Origin of the sequence: Collimonas pratensis (assembly GCF_001584185.1) — a bacterium.
Taxonomy (GTDB): domain Bacteria; phylum Pseudomonadota; class Gammaproteobacteria; order Burkholderiales; family Burkholderiaceae_D; genus Collimonas; species Collimonas pratensis.
Genome location: NZ_CP013234.1, coordinates 2,915,089 through 2,933,347, shown reverse-complemented (window position 1 = coordinate 2,933,347; position 18,259 = coordinate 2,915,089). Strand labels below are relative to the sequence as shown.

13 protein-coding genes and 1 pseudogene are annotated in these 18,259 nt (G+C 59.0%); 6 read left to right on the top strand and 8 right to left on the bottom strand.

The features are described from left to right. Positions 1 to 25: 25 nt before the first annotated feature. Positions 26 to 754, bottom strand: a pseudogene (locus CPter91_RS13255) (YoaK family protein); the annotation flags it as partial. A 329-nt stretch (positions 755 to 1,083) separates the two neighbouring features. Between CPter91_RS13255 and CPter91_RS13250 the strand changes: the two are divergent. Next, the gene (locus tag CPter91_RS13250; RefSeq protein ID WP_061946200.1) at positions 1,084 to 2,229 is read left to right on the top strand and encodes a porin; all 1,146 of its coding nucleotides are present in this window, start codon (positions 1,084 to 1,086) and stop codon (positions 2,227 to 2,229) included. Positions 2,230 to 2,511: 282 nt separating this feature from the next. Further along, the gene (locus tag CPter91_RS13245) at positions 2,512 to 4,053 is read left to right on the top strand and encodes a catalase (protein ID WP_061941066.1); all 1,542 of its coding nucleotides are present in this window, start codon (positions 2,512 to 2,514) and stop codon (positions 4,051 to 4,053) included. Between the two features lie 149 nt (positions 4,054 to 4,202). On the opposite strand, the gene CPter91_RS13240 is transcribed toward CPter91_RS13245, so the two are convergent. Next, entirely contained in the window at positions 4,203 to 6,887 is a 2,685-nt protein-coding gene (locus CPter91_RS13240; RefSeq protein WP_061941064.1) for a TonB-dependent receptor plug domain-containing protein, read from the bottom strand. A 601-nt stretch (positions 6,888 to 7,488) separates the two neighbouring features. Here CPter91_RS13240 and CPter91_RS13235 point away from each other — a divergent pair. The 3 genes from CPter91_RS13235 (at position 7,489) to CPter91_RS13225 (ending at position 10,131) form a co-directional block, all read left to right on the top strand. Further along, complete coding sequence (locus CPter91_RS13235) at positions 7,489 to 9,036, top strand: CYTH and CHAD domain-containing protein (RefSeq protein ID WP_061941062.1); 1,548 nt, start codon at positions 7,489 to 7,491, stop codon at positions 9,034 to 9,036. Between the two features lie 113 nt (positions 9,037 to 9,149). After that, positions 9,150 to 9,374, top strand: a complete 225-nt coding sequence (locus CPter91_RS13230; protein ID WP_061941061.1) for a hypothetical protein — start codon at positions 9,150 to 9,152, stop codon at positions 9,372 to 9,374. 22 nt (positions 9,375 to 9,396) lie between these two features. Beyond that, entirely contained in the window at positions 9,397 to 10,131 is a 735-nt protein-coding gene (locus CPter91_RS13225; RefSeq protein WP_061941059.1) for an rRNA pseudouridine synthase, read from the top strand. Between the two features lie 28 nt (positions 10,132 to 10,159). Here CPter91_RS13225 and CPter91_RS13220 read toward each other — a convergent pair whose 3' ends face one another. Genes CPter91_RS13220 through CPter91_RS13200 form a run of 5 tightly spaced genes read right to left on the bottom strand, consistent with a single transcriptional unit; the run spans position 10,160 to position 15,109 of the window. Then, on the bottom strand, positions 10,160 to 11,434 hold the full coding sequence (locus CPter91_RS13220; RefSeq protein ID WP_082793484.1) for a DUF445 domain-containing protein: 1,275 nt from the start codon (positions 11,432 to 11,434) through the stop codon (positions 10,160 to 10,162). Between the two features lie 21 nt (positions 11,435 to 11,455). Beyond that, the gene (locus CPter91_RS13215) at positions 11,456 to 12,103 is read right to left on the bottom strand and encodes a PqiC family protein (protein ID WP_061941055.1); all 648 of its coding nucleotides are present in this window, start codon (positions 12,101 to 12,103) and stop codon (positions 11,456 to 11,458) included. Then, a complete protein-coding gene (locus CPter91_RS13210; protein ID WP_061941053.1) occupies positions 12,100 to 13,737 on the bottom strand; it encodes a PqiB family protein in 1,638 nt (545 codons plus the stop codon). The genes CPter91_RS13215 and CPter91_RS13210 overlap by 4 nt, the downstream gene beginning before the upstream one ends. 41 nt (positions 13,738 to 13,778) lie before the next feature. After that, positions 13,779 to 14,486, bottom strand: a complete 708-nt coding sequence (locus CPter91_RS13205) for a paraquat-inducible protein A (protein WP_061941051.1) — start codon at positions 14,484 to 14,486, stop codon at positions 13,779 to 13,781. Further along, the gene (locus CPter91_RS13200) at positions 14,483 to 15,109 is read right to left on the bottom strand and encodes a paraquat-inducible protein A (protein WP_061941049.1); all 627 of its coding nucleotides are present in this window, start codon (positions 15,107 to 15,109) and stop codon (positions 14,483 to 14,485) included. Before CPter91_RS13200 ends, CPter91_RS13205 begins: the two co-directional genes overlap by 4 nt. A gap of 247 nt (positions 15,110 to 15,356) precedes the next feature. Here CPter91_RS13200 and ribA point away from each other — a divergent pair, with 247 nt between their 5' ends. Beyond that, positions 15,357 to 16,031 (top strand): GTP cyclohydrolase II, encoded by a 675-nt coding sequence (gene ribA / locus CPter91_RS13195; protein WP_061941047.1) that lies wholly within the window; start codon positions 15,357 to 15,359, stop codon positions 16,029 to 16,031. A gap of 41 nt (positions 16,032 to 16,072) precedes the next feature. Here ribA and fusA read toward each other — a convergent pair whose 3' ends face one another. After that, positions 16,073 to 18,193, bottom strand: a complete 2,121-nt coding sequence (fusA, locus tag CPter91_RS13190) for an elongation factor G (RefSeq protein WP_061941045.1) — start codon at positions 18,191 to 18,193, stop codon at positions 16,073 to 16,075. Positions 18,194 to 18,259: the final 66 nt, after the last annotated feature.

The window sequence follows — 18,259 nt, the reverse complement described above, 5'->3', positions numbered from 1 at the left end:
ATGCCTTGCGCCGGAATTTCAGGAAGTCATCGAAGATCGGCACAATGGCCAGGCACATCAAGGTCGCTGCCAGCGGCGCGGTAGCGATGAAGCCGACCTGCTTGAAGCCCATGGCGCCGATCAGGCCGCCGCTGAAAAACAGCGTCACCAGCGTCGCCAGCAGCCGCAGTTTATCGCGGTCACCGAGCACATCCGGCCGGCCTTGCTCTGGCTTGAGCCGGTTCCAATAAAGCAGTTTGCCAAGTTCGATGCCGATATCGGTCACCATCCCGGTGATATGGGTGGTGCGGATTTCGGCCTTGGAAATCTTGGTGATGATGGCATTCTGCAAGCCCATGATGTAGCACAGCAGTATCACCGTGAGCGGCACGAACAGCCATTGATGGCCTTCCAGGTTGCCGCCCAGCAGCCCAAACAGCAGTAGCAACCCGGCTTCCAGCATCAGCGGCAGCGCGTATTCCGCCTGCAGCGCCTGGCGCCGGCCCCAGTTGATCAGCAGCGCCGAGGTCATCGCGCCTGCCAGAAACGCCAGCAGGCTAGCCAGGCTGGCCAGCATCAGGCCGATAGATCCCAGCGCTAGGTTGTCCGCCATCGAAGAGACGATGCCCGACATGTGCGAGGTGTATTGCCCGACCGCGAGAAAGCCGCCGGCATTGATCGCTCCAGCAATGAAAGACAGGAAAAATGCCAGATGGCGGTTTGCTTGTTGGCTGCGGTCCTTGCCAGTCAGTTTTCTAAGGTAGGGAATGGGCATGGCTTCAATTCTTTGCGGGACGACAAGCTGATACTACGCTTTTGTGCGCGCAGCGGGCCGGTCAAGAGTCATTGGCCGGAGTCCGTCACTACGATGTCGGCATGAACAACGCCCGCCAGCGCGCTTGAGCCCGGCTTTTACCCTGTAATCAGGGAATATTCCTACAGTTATCTGTTTAACATCAATTGTCGTTTTGCATATACCATTAATTGACCGCCCGTTGCTATGTGAGCTTGTTCCTGGGTAACGCAGCATCGGGGGCTCGAAATACTTGAACGGGGATGGCGACAGAAGCCACGGCCCAGCTTTCAATCAACAAAGGATATGGCATGAGAAAAATGGTATTGATCGCCGGCATGCTGAGCGGCATCGCCGGCGCCGCGCAGGCGCAAAGCAACGTGATCATCTACGGCATCGTCGACCTGGGACTGAATTTCACCAATAACGCCGGTGGCAACCGCGCTTATGAATTGCAGAGCGGTTATCCATCCGGCAGCCGGATCGGCGTCAAGGGCAAGGAAGACCTGGGCGGCGGCCTGAGCGCCGTATTCCAGCTGGAAAATGGCTTCAGCGCCGACACCGGCACTCTGGGGCAAGGCGGGCGCCTGTTCGGACGGCAGGCCTTCGTCGGTCTGTCCAGCAATCAACTGGGCACGCTGACTGTGGGGCGCCAGTACGACTCCGTGGTGGATTTCCTTGGTCCGGTGACGGCCAACGGCAACTGGGGCGGTTACCTGTTCTCGCATCCGTTCGACAACGACAATACCGACAATTCCTTCCGCATCAATAACGCTGTCAAATACACTAGCGTCGAATATGGCGGCTTCAAGTTCGGCGGCATGGTCGGCCTGGGCGAAACTGCCGGCGCGCAGCGGACCAACATGACTTATAGCCTTGGCGCCCAATATCTCAATGGTCCATGGACAGTGGCTGCCGCCTACATGAGCAATACGCTGCCAGGCGCCAGCGCCGCCGGCTCGATTGCCGAGAACGACGCCAATTTCCTCGCTTACCAGCAACGCACCGCGGGCGCCGGCATCAATTACACAGTCGGTAAAGCCACCTACGGCTTCGTCTATTCCAACACCAATTTCACCAATCCGCTGTCATCGGTCTATGTCGGTCCGATCACGCCCGCATCGGGCAGCCTCAAGCGGCTGGTGTTCAACAACTATGAACTCAACGCCAAATACCAGTTGACGCCGGCGTTCTCGCTGGCCGCGATGTACACGTTTACCCAGGGTAAATTCAATACCTCGGAGGCCAATTTCAAACCGAAGTGGCATACCTTGGGGCTGATGGCAGATTACGCTCTGTCCAAGCGCACCGACGTTTATGCGCAAGCGGTGTATCAGCAAGTCGCCGGCAGCGACACCGGCTCCGTGCTGGACCGTGCCTATATTCCCGGCGCCAGCGAGGTCTCGTCGGCGGCGCGGCAGGGCATGCTGCGGTTGGGGCTGCGCCACCAGTTCTGATCATCTGCCGGCCGTGGTGGTCCGGGGTTTCAATACGCCGGATCGCCGACCATCTAAAGCCGTGTCAACTTGCCAGCGACAGCACTGGCGCCGGCACGCTTCGTGCTGATCCGCATTTTTGTTTCCTGCCGCCGCCAGCGCATTTTTGCCAATACACGATATTGCCGTTAGGCATAGTTTTAATTTATTAAATCAATTGATAATTAAAATTATATAGTTAACGACTATTTGTGTAAATTTGGCAATACGCATTCTCGCGTATCAAAATGAGGAGAACCAAGCATGTATTTCTCAAGAGCCTATTCAACTTCGCGGCTGGCCGCGATCGGATTAAGCACTTTGCTGGCAGGCGCCGTGAGCGCACAAACCATGACGCGCGACAGCGGCGCGCCGGTTGGCGACAATCAGAATTCACAGACTGCAGGGCCAGGCGGCCCAAGCTTGCTGCAAGATGCACATCTGATTGAAAAACTGCAGCGCTTCGACCGTGAACGCATTCCAGAACGTGTGGTGCATGCGCGCGGCACCGGCGCCATCGGCGAATTTGTCTCGGCCGGAAACCTGTTGCAACTGACGCGCGCCAGCCTGTTTGCCGAGGCCGGTAAAAAGACCAGAGTATTCGTGCGCTTTTCTACCGTCATCCATCCCAAGGGCTCGCCGGAAACCCTGCGTGATCCGCGCGGCTTTGCCACCAAGTTCTACACCGACCAAGGCAACTGGGACCTGGTCGGCAACAATCTGCCGGTCTTCTTCATTCGCGATGCGATCAAGTTTCCCGACATGGTGCATTCCCTGAAGCCGTCGCCGGTCACCAACGTGCAGGATCCTAACCGCTTCTTCGATTTCTTCAGCCACCAGCCGGAGAGCACCAGTATGCTGACCCGGGTGTATTCCGATCTCGGCATTCCGGCTTCCTACCGCATGATGGACGGCAATGGCGTACACGCCTACAAGATGGTCAACGCACAGAACCAGGTACGCTACGTGAAATTTCACTGGAAGAGCCTACAGGGTGAAAAGAACTTGACCCGCGCCGAGGCGGCACGCGTGCAGGGCGAGGACTTCAACAACCTGACCAACGACCTGTACGCAGCGATCAAGCGTGGCGATTTCCCCAAATGGGATCTCTATGTGCAGATCCTGAAGCCGGAAGACCTGGGTAAATTCAAGTTCGATCCGCTGGACGCCACCAAGATCTGGCCCGATATCCCTGAAACCAAAATCGGCACCATGACCTTGAACAAGGTGCCGGACAATTTCTTTGAAAGCACTGAGATGGTGGCGTTTGCACCATCCCGCCTGGTGCCTGGCATCGAGGCATCGGAAGACCGTCTGCTGCAAGGGCGCTTGTTCTCGTATGCCGATACGCAGTTGCACCGGCTAGGCCCCAACAACCAGCTGATCCCGGTCAACCAGCCCTTGGTGAAGGTGAATAACTACAACGCCGACGGCGCCGGCGATACCGGCAAGCGCAACGGCGACGTCAATTACCAGCCATCGCGGCAAAGCGGCAGCGCAGTCGACGATCCCGCCTACAAGTCGGTGCAGACGCCGCTGTCGGGCAGCACGCAGCAGGCGGCCATCGCCAAGACCGACAACTTCAGCCAAGCCGGCAGCTTCTACCGTTCATTGGCTAAGCAAGACCGGGAAAACCTGGTCGGCAACCTGGCGGCGGACTTGGGACAGGTCAAGGATGCAGAAACCAAGCAGATCATGCTGAGCCATTTCTACAAGGCGGACGTGGAGTATGGGACGCGCCTGACGGCGGCGGTCAAAGGTGATTTAAACGATGTGCAGAAGCGGGCGCAAAAGCTGATTGAGTAGGGCGGCGCCGGATACCGGCAATCTCGATGGTTGTTGGGGCAAGCTCTGACAAATGAACGGGCGGGCATGCCGCATGACATGCCCGCCCGCTGGCGCTCTGAAGAATGTCCGCCCGAACCTTGAATCTGGGTCGGGCGCAAAACCGCCGTTTATTTGAATGTGTAACGCATGCTCACGTAAAAATAGCGGCCGACCAGGTCATTGATGCTCTGTACGAAATCGTCCTTATACGCTGTGTTGGCATATACCGGACCCTTGTCGAACACGTTGTTGACGCCAAAATTCAAGGTCATGTTGCGGTTGACCTTGGTGTTCACGTTCAGATCCCATACGGTAAAGGAACCAATGCGCGCATTGGTGACGGCCGGATCCTGGGTATGTGTCGGGTCGTCGATGTTCAGCGTGCTGGCCTGGGTCCGGGCTGTCAATGCAAGTTCCGTGTCGGCATATTCATAGGCGGTACGGAAGGAATTGCTCCAGCGCGGATGATAGATGGAATCCAGCCGGCTTTGTGGCGCCGTGCCGGGCGTGATGCTTTGCTTGTAGGTCAGCGTGTAGTTGTTGACCTCGCGCAGCTTCAGCTTGCCCCAGCCGGCCAGCGCCAGTTCGTAGGACAGGTCGATGTCCAAGCCCTGGATGTCGGTTTTGCCGACATTGATGTAAGGAGTGGTAACGCTGTTGATGCGCCCCTTGTTCAAGCCCGGATACCGGGCTTCCAGCGCCGGATTGCGCGGATCGCGCCCGACCAGTGCGGCGTAGCCTGGAATGATGTCTTCATTGTCAACGATGTACTGCGGGTCCAGCGCCTGGATCGTGTTGCGCTGCTTGATCGCATACCAGTCAACCGATGCCGACAAGCCTTTGAGCGGCTGCAGCACCATGCCGAGCGAGTAGTTGTTGGCTTTCTCGGCTTTCAGATCCGGATTGCCGACCGCATACTGGCGCGGGCTGTAGCTGCAGTTTGCGCCGGTATAACCGAGTGGCCGGCAACGGGCCCAGTCGGCAATGCCGTTGGCATAGCCGGCGGTGGTCGAACTGACTTCGGGCAAGGTCGGCGCCTTGAACGATGTCGTGGCGGAGCCGCGCAGCAGGATTTCTTTGCTGGGGCGCCAGGCCAGTGCGATTTTCGGATTGAAGGAATTGCCGAAGTCACTGTAGTGGTCACCGCGCAAAGCCAGCTGCATCTCGACCTGTTTCATCAACGGCACATTGAACTCGCCATACAGCGAATAGATAGAACGGCTGGCATTGCTGGCGGTAGCGCCAGCGTTGACGATATTGCCGGCGACATTGAGTGCATCAGGACGGTCATCGATCGATTCATGGCTCGCTTGCGCGCCCCAGGCGAAACCAACCGGTCCACCGTTGAAGGAAAACAGTTCCGGTGCTGACATCTTCCAGTCGAGTGTTTCCAGGCGCGAGACCGCCACCCGTTCGGTGGTAGTCAGCATCGGATCGACCACGCTGGCTGGATTCCAGTAGGCAAACGGATCGTAGCCGCCGTTGCCGAGCAGGCCATTTTGCAAGGAGGCCGTCGAGACATCTTTGAGGACGGAATTGGAGGCCGCATCCTTGAGGCGGTTCTGGTTCAGGCTGATTGCACCTTCGCTGTCCCAGCTGCCGATCTGGCCGCGCCAACCTCCCACCAGGCGAATGGTGTCGCTGGTGATCTTGTTGACGGTAGCTGGAGCTTCATAGATGGCACGGTACACGCGCAACTGATCACCGGGCGTGAAGCCTTGCAGCGAGCCATCCGGGCTCGGTCCTGGCAGGTTGGCCAAGCCGGGATTGGTGGAGCCGGCAGTCTTGCCGATGAATTGCGAATCAAAGCTTGGCAAAGCATACTGAACGCTGGTTTCGCTGTGATTGAAACTGGCTTCGCCGAACAGCTCGTCCTGGCCGCTGAGCCGTTTGGTGAAAATCGCAGAAATCCCGCCGCGCAAGATCTTTGGCGACAGCTGCACCGTCTGGTTGTTGAAGCAGCGCGTGTCGCCGGTGCCGCTGCTGACGCCAATCGTGCCGCGGCAGCCGGGTATGGGAAAGCCAGGTTCGCCGGTAGTATAGTCGTTGAGGCTGCCCAGGTAACGATCGATGCTACGGCCGTCGCTGCCGCCAAAGCGGCTGAAGTCGCGGTTGGCGGTAGCATCGTGCTTGTCGCTCAGTAGGGGATTGCGGCGGAACACGTCGACCGTCAGCAGCAGGTTCTGGCCATCCTTGTCGAGATCGCCCCAGCCGGCCGTGACGCTGGCGCTGGCAGTGCCGCCGTCGCCTTTTTGATTGGTGCCGAGATTGGCCGTGCCTTCAACCCCTTGATAATTTCTTTTGGTCTTGAAGTTGATCACGCCGGCCACGGCATCGGATCCGTAGATCGCGGAAGCGCCGTCGCGCAGGATTTCAACCGATTCAATCGCTGCCAGCGGCAGGTTGTTCAGATCGACGAAGGAGTTTTCGGCGCCATCTGCGAAACCATAGTTCGCCAGGCGGCGGCCGTTCAGCAGGATCAAGGTGTACTTTGCATCCAGGCCACGCAAACCGACCGAGGCGGCGCCTTGGGCGAAAGAGGTATTGCTGTTGCCGTCAAGACCGACCGAAACAGAAGGCAGCTTGCTCAACAGTTCCAGGACGGTGCTGGCGCCCGATTTTTCGATTTCCTCGCGTTTGATGACTTCGACCGCGGTTGGCCCTTCTTTGTTGATGCGGGAGATATTTGAACCCGTAATCGTGATGCGTTCAAGACTGTCGGGGGAAGGGGCGGTTTGATCTGCGCCGAAGGCGAGGGGGTTGTGAGCGAGGCAAATTGCAGCAATTGCCGATGCCAAAAACTTCTTCTTCATCTGAAAAGCTCTCCACTTTGTTTATAAGGAAATGATCAATTTCGCTTCATGCTTTTGTTACGGCCAATTCGATAAATTCGCCGCGCAGCATGTTTTCGTTTTGTTTTGCCGGAGTGGACTGTGTGTGTGTCCAATCGGCAAGCGGTGACCCGTACCTTGCAACGGTTTGGGGCATCGCCATTTCATTTTGTATCAGTTTGAGAGTCGATGTAACGCGCCTGAAATATTTTGCTATTTACGTTGTTTTATTTTCCGTGAGACACCATTTTCTTGTGAAATGTGATAACTAAATTTCTTTATAGCAATAAATGTAAAATGAAATTACCGTATAAATAGAAGATTATTTTGTAAATTAAGCGAAGATTTATAATTTTTATGTAAATTGACCAATATTCATGAGGAAAATAAATTATTTCCCTTGTGTCATGAATGTAAAATGAAAAGCTCCCCTTTTTGCCAGCAATTATTTGTACTTTTTACAGTAAAAATTGCCGATGCAAGCCTGGCCACACTGCATATACTGTGCATACGGCGCCAGGATAAAGATCGCGCCGCCGGATAGTTTTGCCGCTATCCACAATTTTGTTTAACATTGGAAAACATGGAAATCGAATTAAAACTTTTGCTGGATCCGGTCGACGTAAACCGTTTCCGGCGCCATCCATTATTAAAAAAACATGCGGTCAATAAACCACAGTCGCGGCAACTGGACAGCGTTTACTTCGATACCCCCGAGCTCTACCTCAAACAGAACCACACCGCCTTGCGTGTGCGCCGGGTCGGCAAGCGCCTGATACAGACTTGCAAAAGCGGCGGCCAGGTTGCGGCCGGCTTGCACCAGCGTCCCGAGTGGGAGTCGGAAGTCAGCGGTGCCACGCCTGACCTGCCTGCCTTGCTTGGACTGATCGAGAGCGGTTCGGCGGTGGCCGGACTGATGTCCGCGCCGGCCCTGGCCGAGCGCTTGCAGCCGGTGTTCGCGACGCGCTTCCGGCGCACCATCTGGCTGCTGCGCTTGCCTTCCGGCGCTGAAATCGAGCTGGCGCTGGACCAGGGAGAAGTGATCCATGGCGATCAAACGGTCCCGATCAGCGAGATCGAACTGGAATTGAAAGCCGGCGATTCGGCCAGCTTGTTCGATGTTGCCCTTGAGCTGCAAAACAGCTTGCCGTTGCGCAGCGCCAATGTCAGCAAGGCTGAGCGCGGCTATGCCTTGCACACGCCGCAAGCAACGATGGTTGTGAAGGCGCAGCCGCTCAGACTCTCGCCGGCGTTGACGCTGGAGCAGGGCTTCCAGCAGCTGCTGCACAACTGCCTGGCGCAGATACAAGGCAATGAAGACGGTGTCATGCACGGCGACGACCCGGAACATGTGCATCAGATGCGGGTCGGGCTGCGGCGCTTGCGCGCGGCGCTGGGCCTGTTCAAGAAAGTCATCCCGGCGCCGCCGGAAATCGTCGCCCAACTACGCTGGCTGGCGGGGCTGCTAGGACCGGCGCGCGACTGGGAAGTGTTGGCGTCTGCCACCCTGAGCGATGTTGCCGGGAGCAGCCGGCATGCGCCGCAACTTGAACATCTGCGCCAGCATACCGTCGGCGAAGCGGGCAAGCACCGTCAGGCGGCGGCAAATGCCCTGGCATCGCGTGCCTATGCCAGGTTGCTGCTGTCCCTGGGAAGCTGGCTGGAGGGGCGGCGCTGGCGCCAGCAGCAAAGCGTTGAGCAGATTGCCGCGCTGTCGATGCCATTGAAGAAGTTTGCGCGCAGCAAACTCGCCAAGTTGCAGAACAAGCTGCTGGCGCGCGGCAAGGGCATCAAGCGGCAGGGACCGGCAAAGCGGCATCGCCTCAGGATCGCCGTCAAGAAAGCGCGCTACGCGGCGGAATTCTTTGAGTCGTATTTCCCTCCCAAACGCATGCGCTCCTATGTGCAGGGGCTGGGCGAGCTACAAGACATGCTGGGTGTTTCGAATGACCGTAACGTCGCTGCCGGACTGTTGCAGCAGATCGCCGAACAGCGGCCCGAACTGGGTTCGCACTGCGAACTGGCGCAGGCTTTGCTGGACGATGGCGGCAAGCGGCAGGCGGCGAAAATCAAGCGCGCCTGGCGTCGGTTCGGCGAATTACGAGCGCCGGCCAAGTCCGGCCGCGGCTGATAACTTGGTCCTCAAGCCTGTTTGATGCGAAAATACGCCCGCTTGGCTCTTGCTGCATCTTCCTTTGATGCGGTGGATGAAGCTGAGCAAGGTGGAAAACACAGGAGTTAATCATGACCTACGAAGAATATCTGGATGAAGTCACGACCTTGATGGTCGAACTTTACGACCTCAAGGACGATGCTGCGATCAAATACGTGATGCGGGCGCAGGCGGCGGACTTTTTTACCCTGCACGACGATGACCCGGTCATGCGCACGCTGGAACGCGCGCGGGCAGATGCCAAGACCATTTACGAACAGCGCAACAAGTCGCGTCCCGAACTGTATCGCAAATAAATGAAAATCAAGGCACACATACATGACTGAATCGATCCGCTTGGCGAAACAGCTCGCCGATCAGCTTTCCTGTTCGCGCCGCGAAGCCGAGCAATATATCGAAGGTGGTTGGGTCAAGGTTGACGGCGTGCTGGTGGAAGAGCCCGGACAGCGCATCGGCGCTGGGCAGCAGATCGAATTGCTGCCGGAGGCCACGCTGGAGCCGCAAGATCCGGTCACGATCCTGTTCCATAAGCCGGCCGGACTGAACCTGTTCGCCGAGACGCCGATGACGGAGCTGGCGGCGCGTCTGGTTGCGGCTGATAAACGGTCGGCCGACGACCGTGCCGAACTGCGCTTCCTCAAGCGTCACCTGAACAACCTGAACCTGATCGAGCCGCTGGAAACGCTCGCTAGCGGCCTGCTGATTTTCAGCCAGGACTGGCGCGTGACGCGCAAGCTGGTCGACGATGCCGCCAAGATCGAGCACGAATTCATCGTCGAAATCGCCGGCGACATCATGCCGGACGGCTTGAGGTTGCTGAACCACGGCTTAAGCTTCAACCGCAAGCCGCTGCCGCCGATCAAGGTCAGCTGGCAGAATGAAAAACGCTTGCGCTTCGCCCTCAAGGCGCCGCAGCGCGGCTTGCTGGTGCACATGTGCGAACAGGTCGGGCTGCAAGTTGTAGCGATCAAACGGATCCGTATCGGCCGCCTGCCGATGGCCAGCCTGGCGGTTGGTGAGTGGCGCTACCTGTTGGGCTACGAACGATTCTGAATGCGGGTTTGTTCAGCGTCGAACTTGTCTAAAAATGCGGCAGCCATTGCCGCAGCTGCGAAATCAGATATAGCAGCAAACCGATCAGACCGCCGACGATCGTGCCGTTGATGCGTATCCACTGCAGGTCCTTGCCGATGTTCAGCTCGATCTGCCGCGCCATTTCCCTGCTATCCCAGTTTTTGACGGTGTCGCTGATATGGCGCGTCAGAAAATCGGCAAAGTCGGGCGCCATGTTCTTCGCCGCCTGTTCCAGATGCTGGTTGACGGATTGCCGGAAGGCCGGGTCGTCCGCCAGCGTCTTGCCTAGCCAGTAGCCGGCAGCGACCATGTTCCGGTGCAGCAGCGAGTCGCTGCTGGCCAGATCTTCTTTTAACCACGTACGCAGCGATCCCCACAGGTTTTTCAGGTAGAGATAGAGGGTAGGGTCGTTCAGCAGGTAGGTCTTGATCTGTTCGCCCTTGGCGAGGAATTCCGGATCGTCCTTGAGCTGTTCGATGAAGCGCTGGGTGAAGACGTCGAACCGGGCGCGCAAGGCATGCTCTTTATCGCCGCTGATCTCGGCAATCAGGTGACTCACGGCATTGACGGCAATGTCCGCACCTTGGCGGCCTATCCATTCAGATGGCAGGACCTTCTCTTTCAAGGGGTGGTCTTGCTTGAGCCAGACCACGATTTCGCCGGCGATCAGCTCCTGCGTATCGGGATTGGCCAGCAAGCCGGCACACTGCAGCAGCGCTTCGTCCAGCAGTGCCTGATGGCGGCCGTCCTTGGTTAACTGGTCGAGAATCATGCCGGCCGATTGCGACAGGTCGATTTTTTCCAGCGCCACATGCAGCGCCCGGGTCATGAAACGCTGCACCGGCGCGTCTTCGATGAAGTCGAGGATGCGCGCGGCTTCCCGCAGCAGATGACGGCCAAAGTTCTCGGTATTGTCCGGGCCGCTGAGCCAGGCGGAAAGCAGCTTGGCCGGATCGTGTTTGCGGATCAGGCCGGCGATCGACTCGACATCGAAGAATTTATCCTTGACGAACAACGCCAGGTTGTCTGCGATCTTGTCTTTGTTGCGGGGAATGATGGCAGTATGGCGCGACAGCAGCGGGATCGGCACGCGCCGGAACAGGGCGTGCACCGCGAACCAGTCGGCCAGTGCGCCCACCATTGCCGCTTCGGAGACGGCTTTGACCAGGTCTGGCCAGAAGCCGCCGGGGAGCAATAGTGTGATGACAAACACGGCGCTGGCGACACCCAGGAACAGCAGCGCCAGATTTTTGGATTTCGCCAGTTCCTGCTGTTTATCGATCATGGCTGTTGCATTGTGCCGTCAACCCTGGCAAGCCGGTACGGCGCCACTCTTGAAACTGCTGACGCTGGCGGTGATGGCATCGGCAGCATCCGCCACGGTCCGTTGCACGCCCTGCACCAGAGCGTCGATGCCGGCAGCGACCGGCTCTGCAACGGTCAACTGGCAGGCGCTGGTCTTGGCATTGTCCGAACGGGTGACGGTCCAGCCGTAGGTGGCTTGCACTTTGTCACCGGGTGCGGCATCGAATTCGCGCAACTCGATGGCGATACGGTAGACCGGCTGGTCGGTCGGCCTGCCGGAGCGGCTGACGTCGGTGGCTCCCAGGCGGCTGGCGATGGCGCTGGCGAGCGCATCGCGCAGTTCATTGTTGAAGGGCGAGGACCAGCGTTCCTGCTCCAGGATGTCAACCCGGGTGCCGGCATTGGCGCCACTGCTGCGCACCACCAGTTGCGGCCGCGCCAGGCGCTCCGGCAAAGCGATCGGCGAGACTTCGATAAACAGCCGCGCATTCTGCGCTGTGGCCGGGAGTGCGGCCGGCGGCGGCGCCTGCAGCGTATAGAAGCGCGTCGGACTGGAGGCACAGCCGGCTAGCGCCAGCGCTGCTGCTATTGCTGCGATGAGTGCGGCGCCGCGCGCGCGGCTTGCTGTAGTCTTGTTCGTCATCATTTGTTGCTTTCCTCTTGCTTGCCGCGGATCAGTGATTCCGGATGGCGTTCCAGGTAATCGGTCAGGATGCGTACCGAAGCGGCCGAACGCGTCAATTCCTGCAGGGTCTGGCGGATGTCCTGCTGCAGCGGCGAATTGTCGGACAGGGTGCGGTCGGCGTTGTCCAGCGTCTTGCGCACGTCCTTCATCGCCGCCATAATTTCCGGCGCAACGTCGTTATTCAAGCTCTTGGTCAACTGCTCGGCATTCAGCAAAGTACGGTTCATGGTGCCGATAGTCTTTTGCAGATCGGCGGCGATCTGGTCGAACGGTACCTTGCTCAGCTTTTTGGCGATCTCGGCAATCTGCGACTGGATTTCATCCAGGCTGTTCGGAATCGTCGGCAACACCACCACGGAAGTCGAGTTGTCGATCTTGACCGGCGGCGCCTTCGGGAAAAAGTCGAGTGCGATATACAACTGCCCGGTCAACAGGTTGCCGGTGCGCAGCTGCGCCCGCAAGCCGCGCCCGACCATGTATTCCAGCCGCTGTTTGGCGGTGTAGGTGGAATGGCGCTCATCCTCGGCATACTTGCGACCCAGCCGTTCCGGATAGATCTGCACCGCGACCGGCATCTGGAATTCGCGCTGCTTGGCGTCGTACTCGATGCCAATCGACTTGACCTCGCCCAGCACCACGCCGCGGAAATCGACCGTGGTGCCCGGCGTCAGGCCGCGCAGGGATTGGTTGAAATACATGATCACGGTTTCCGACGGGCCATCCGGTTCCTTCAAGGCGGTTTCTTCGTCGGACGCCAGGTTGAAGGTGGTGTTTTCCTTGGCCTTGAGCCCCAGTTCATCGTCCGGCGATTGGAACGCGATGCCGCCTAGCACCACGGTCGCCAGCGATTGGGTACGCAGCTTGAAGCCGCTGGCGTTGATCTGCATATCGAAGCCGCTAGCGTGCCAGAAGCGGGTGTTGACGCCGATGAACTTGTCGTAGGGCGCATCGATGAAAATGCGCAAGGTCACGCCTTTGCCATCTTCATCCAGGTCGTAGGCGGCCAACTGACCAACCTTGATGCGGCGGAAATAGATCGGCGAACCGATATCCAGCGAACCAATATCGGTGGCATGCAGCATGTACTGCTTGCCGCTGGCGTCGAGCCGGACAATCGGCTGCACTTCGAGGCCGGTGAATTCATCCTTTTTATCCTTGGCAGTGCCGGCGTCGGCGCCGATGTAGGCGCCCGACAGCAGGGTGCCCAGCCCCGAAACGCCGGAAGCGGCCACCCGCGGCCGCACCACCCAGAAGCGGGTGTCGGCGGCGGTGAAGCTTTCCGCTTCTTTCGACAACTGGACGTTAGCCAACACGTGCGAGCGGTCCTTGCTGAGGGTGATGGTCTGGACCAGACCGATGTCGACATCCTTGTACTTGACCTTGGTCTTGCCGGCTTCCAGGCCTTCGGCGGTGCGGAAGGTGATCGTGATCGACGGCCCGCGTTCGACCAGGATCTTGACCACCAGCGTCAGGCCGACCACGGCGGCGACGATAGGAATCAGCCAGATCAGCGACGGTAGCCAGTCGCGTTTGCGGCTCAGCTTCGGTTCGGGCAGGGGCGGCAGGGCAGGCGCCGGGGTGTTTTCATCGCTCATCTTGTGCTTTCACTTTTTTGCTTACTTTCTTACTGATCTATTTACTGATTCTCTTGTTTTATTGTCGGCTCTTGCGCACGACCGTGCGGCCGGTCGTCCCAGGTCAGGCGCGGATCGAAGCTGAGCGCGGCCAGCATGGTCAGCACCACCACCGAGGCAAACGCTACCACGCCGAAGCCGGCGGTGATCTTGGCGAAACCTTCGATCTGCACCAGTCCCGCCAGCAGCGACACCACGAACACGTCCAGCATCGACCAGCGGCCGATGATTTCCACCAGGCGGTACAGTTTGGCGCGTTGCAGGCGGCGCCAGCGGCTCTGTTTTTGCGCGGTTGCCGTCAGCAGGATCAGCGAGGCCAGCTTGAACAGCGGCACCAGGAAGCTAGCGATGAAGATAATCGCCGCCAATTCCCAGGAGCCGGATACCCAGAAATAGATGACGCCGCTCATGATGGTGTCCTGCTGGACACCTAGCAAGGTCTTGGTGACCATCACCGGCATCAGGTTGGCCGGAATGTACATGATGCAGGCAGCGATCAGCAGCGCCCAGCTGCGCATGATGCTGTGCGGTTTGCGCATGTGCAGCGCAGTGCCGCAGAGCTGGCAGTCTTCATGTTCGGCGACCTCTCGCCACACCGTGCCGCAATGGTGGCAAGACATCATGCCCTGGCTGACGGCGGTGTACACCGGCAGGTCTTCGTCGCCGGCAATGATGATCGGATCGTCCGCTTCGATGGCGCCGCTGTTCATGGCGACTCCTGCGGGCTGCCGTCGGCAAACGCCATCTGCCAGAAGCGGCGCGGATTGAAGGAAACCACCGCCGTCAACAGTACGGTCAGGACGCCGAAAGCCCACAATGCGACGCCAGGGATCACCGTGGCCATGTTCGACAGTTTGACCACCGCCACCAGCACGCCCAGCAGGAATACTTCCACCATGCCCCAGGGGCGCAGGTTTTGCATGGCATGCACCAGCCAGCGGAAGCCGGGCGGACGGCGCTCGTTGCGTAGCGTCAGCAGCAGGTACAGCAGGAACAGCAGTTGCAGCAACGGAAACAGGATGGTGGTGGCCAGCACCAGCATGGCCACCAGCGACATGCCTTCAGCGCTCAGCGACAGCACGGCGCCGAACAGGGTGGTCTGGCTGCGCAGGCCTTGCAGCTCGATTTCGACAATGGGAAAGCTGTTGGCGATCAGGAACATGATCAGGCTAGCCACGGTCAGCGGCAGAATGCGCTCGCGCTGGCGGCCGTCGTCGCGATCCAGCTCGGTGCCGCAGCGTGGGCAATGGGCGATTTCACCGCGGCGCAGCTGCACCTTGCGGTACAGGGCATCGCATCCTTCGCAGGCAATCAGGTCGGGGACTTCGCGCATTGATAGTCTTAGGTTTAAGTAGATGAGATTCTAACAATAAATCCCCCCAAACACCGGGCAAACTGTTGAAAACCCCGGTTTAGTCCCTATTTACGACGCAGGGAGCGGTTTGCACGGGCCGCCGTCATACGTATATTTTCGAATAATCGTAAAATGGCGGCTGTATCGAACAATGTTAAGCCACATATTATTTGCGGGCATGTCATTTATGCAATGGCATGCCTTTTATTCACTCTGAACCTATCTGATGAGCACCACTAATAATAAAGGCAATCTACCTGCCGCCTCAGTCAATCAATCGCTGGAATATGTGACCTCGTGCGCGCTGCCGACGCCATGGGCGACCTTCCAGCTGCACGCATTCATCGAACACAGCACCGGCAAAGAACATCTGGCCATGACTCTGGGTGAAGTCAACGACGGCGCGCCGGTACTGGCGCGCGTCCATTCCGAGTGCCTGACCGGCGATGCGCTGTTCAGCCAGCGCTGCGACTGCGGCGCCCAGCTCGAAGGCGCCCTGCAAAAAATCGCCGCCGAAGGGCGTGGCGCCATCTTGTACCTGCGCCAGGAAGGGCGCGGCATCGGCCTGATCAACAAGCTGCGCGCTTATCATTTGCAGGATGGCGGCGCCGATACGGTGGAAGCCAACCAGCAACTGGGCTTTGCCGCGGATCTGCGCGACTACAGCCTGTGCGAAACCATGCTGGAGCACCTGGATATCACCGCGCTGCGGCTGATGACCAACAATCCGCGCAAGGTGGCGGCGCTGCAGAAGATCGGCATCAACGTGGTGGAACGGATTCCGCTGATGCTCAATCGTAATCCCTTCAATGCCAAATACCTGGATACCAAAGCCGCCAAGCTCGGGCACTTGCTGCCGGTCGACGGCATGGAGCAGGACCTCGACGAAAACGAGCTGTAAGCAGTGGCCGGGTACTGCTCTACCCGGCCCGGGAGCGCCCGTCAGTGCCTGGCGTTCCCTACATGCTTGGCATTGATCACGGCGTCGGTCACATTGGCCGGCGCTTCGGCGTAATGCTTGAACTCCATCGTATAAGTGGCGCGCCCCTGGGTCAGCGAGCGCAGCGTGGTGGAGTAGCCGAACATTTCCGCCAGCGGCACTTCGGCGCGCACGATCTTGCCGACCCCGCCCGGGATATCATCCATGCTCTGGATCATGCCGCGCCGCGACGACAGGTCGCCGATGACGTCGCCCATTTTCTCTTCCGGCGTTTCCACTTCGACCGCCATCATTGGCTCCAGCAACGCCGGGCTGGCCTGGCGGCAGCCATCCTTGAACGCCATTGACGCCGCCATGCGGTAGGCATTTTCGTTGGAATCGACGTCGTGCGAGGAACCGAAGAACAAGGTGACCTTGACATCCACCACCGGGTAACCCGCCAGCACGCCGGTCGCCAGGGTTTCGCGCACGCCTTTTTCCACCGCCGGGATATATTCGCGAGGCACCGTGCCGCCCTTGATGGCATCGACGAACTCAAACCCTTTGCCGTGCGGCTGCGGTTCGATCTTCAGCACCACGTGGCCGTACTGGCCGCGGCCGCCCGACTGTTTGATGAACTTGCCCTCGCTCGATTCGCAGACCTTGCGGATGGTTTCGCGGAAAGCCACTTGCGGCTTGCCGACCGAGGCGTCGACGCCGAATTCGCGGCGCATGCGCTCCACCAGCACCTCCAGGTGCAATTCACCCATGCCGGAAATGATGGTCTGGCCGGACTCTTCATCGGTCTTGACGCGGAAAGAAGGATCTTCTTCCGCCAGGCGGCTCAGCGCCACCCCCATTTTTTCCTGGTCGGCCTTGGTTTTTGGTTCTACCGCCTGCGAGATCACGGTATCCGGAAACACCATTTTTTCCAGGGTGATGACGCTGCCGGGATCGCACAGAGTGTCGCCGGTGCTGGCTTCCTTGAGGCCGACCGCGGCGGCGATGTCGCCGGCGTACACTTCGCTGATTTCGGTGCGGTGGTTGGCGTGCATCTGCAGCACGCGGCCTATCCTTTCCTTCTTGCCCTTGTTCGGGATGAAGACCGAATCGCCCGACAGCAGCACCCCGGAATACACGCGGAAGTAGCTCAGGTGGCCGACGAAAGGGTCGGTCATGATCTTGAAGGTGAGGGCGGAGAATTTTTCGTCGTCGCTGGCACGCCGTTCCACCACCAGGTCGTCGGCGTCGTGGCCCTTGACCGGCGGGATATCGGTAGGCGCCGGCAGGAAGTCGATGACGGCGTCTAGCAGGGCTTGCACGCCGCGGTTCTTGAAGGCGCTGCCGCACAGCATGGGGACGATTTCACCGGCGATGGTGCGCTGCCGCAGGGCGGCCTTGATTTCATCCTCGCTGATGTCGTCGCCTTCCAGATACTTTTTCATCATGGCGTCGCTGGCGTCGGCCGCCGCTTCTATCATGCGGCCGCGCCATTCCTTGGCGCTTTCCTGCAGGGCCGGCGGGATCTCAATGTACTCGAACTTGACGCCCTGGGTGGCGTCATCCCACATGATTGCCTTCATCTTGATCAGGTCGACGACGCCATGGAAATTCTCTTCGGCGCCGACCGGAATCTGTACCAGCACCGGGTTACCTTTGAGGCGTTCGCTGATCTGCTGGTGCACGCGGAAGAAATCGGCGCCGACCCGGTCCATCTTGTTGACGAACGCCAGCCGCGGCACGCCGTACTTGTTGGCCTGGCGCCAGACTGTCTCGGATTGCGGCTGGACGCCGCCGACTGCGTCGTACACCATGCAGGCGCCGTCCAGCACCCGCATCGAGCGCTCGACTTCGATTGTGAAATCGACGTGGCCCGGGGTGTCGATGATGTTGATGCGGTGGATAGGATAATTGCCGGCCATGCCCTGCCAGAAACAGGTGGTGGCGGCCGATGTGATGGTGATGCCGCGTTCCTGTTCCTGCTCCATCCAGTCCATGGTGGCGGTGCCGTCGTGCACCTCGCCGATCTTATGGCTGACGCCGGAGTAAAACAGGATGCGCTCGGTAGTGGTGGTCTTGCCGGCGTCGATGTGGGCGCTGATGCCGATGTTGCGATAGCGCTCGATGGGGGTTTTGCGGCTCATGACGATTTCCTCTGAGAGAAATTATGATGATCAGAATGTTTTGCAGCGACTGTGACGTGAGAGCTT

Coding starts and splice junctions, on each gene's coding strand:
- CPter91_RS13250 (WP_061946200.1), top strand. CDS start 1,084: ATGAGAAAAATGGTATTGATCGCCGGCATGCTGAGCGGCATCGCCGGC.
- CPter91_RS13245 (WP_061941066.1), top strand. CDS start 2,512: ATGTATTTCTCAAGAGCCTATTCAACTTCGCGGCTGGCCGCGATCGGA.
- CPter91_RS13240 (WP_061941064.1), bottom strand. CDS start 6,887: ATGAAGAAGAAGTTTTTGGCATCGGCAATTGCTGCAATTTGCCTCGCT.
- CPter91_RS13235 (WP_061941062.1), top strand. CDS start 7,489: ATGGAAATCGAATTAAAACTTTTGCTGGATCCGGTCGACGTAAACCGT.
- CPter91_RS13230 (WP_061941061.1), top strand. CDS start 9,150: ATGACCTACGAAGAATATCTGGATGAAGTCACGACCTTGATGGTCGAA.
- CPter91_RS13225 (WP_061941059.1), top strand. CDS start 9,397: ATGACTGAATCGATCCGCTTGGCGAAACAGCTCGCCGATCAGCTTTCC.
- CPter91_RS13215 (WP_061941055.1), bottom strand. CDS start 12,103: ATGATGACGAACAAGACTACAGCAAGCCGCGCGCGCGGCGCCGCACTC.
- CPter91_RS13210 (WP_061941053.1), bottom strand. CDS start 13,737: ATGAGCGATGAAAACACCCCGGCGCCTGCCCTGCCGCCCCTGCCCGAA.
- CPter91_RS13205 (WP_061941051.1), bottom strand. CDS start 14,486: ATGAACAGCGGCGCCATCGAAGCGGACGATCCGATCATCATTGCCGGC.
- CPter91_RS13200 (WP_061941049.1), bottom strand. CDS start 15,109: ATGCGCGAAGTCCCCGACCTGATTGCCTGCGAAGGATGCGATGCCCTG.
- ribA (WP_061941047.1), top strand. CDS start 15,357: ATGAGCACCACTAATAATAAAGGCAATCTACCTGCCGCCTCAGTCAAT.
- fusA (WP_061941045.1), bottom strand. CDS start 18,193: ATGAGCCGCAAAACCCCCATCGAGCGCTATCGCAACATCGGCATCAGC.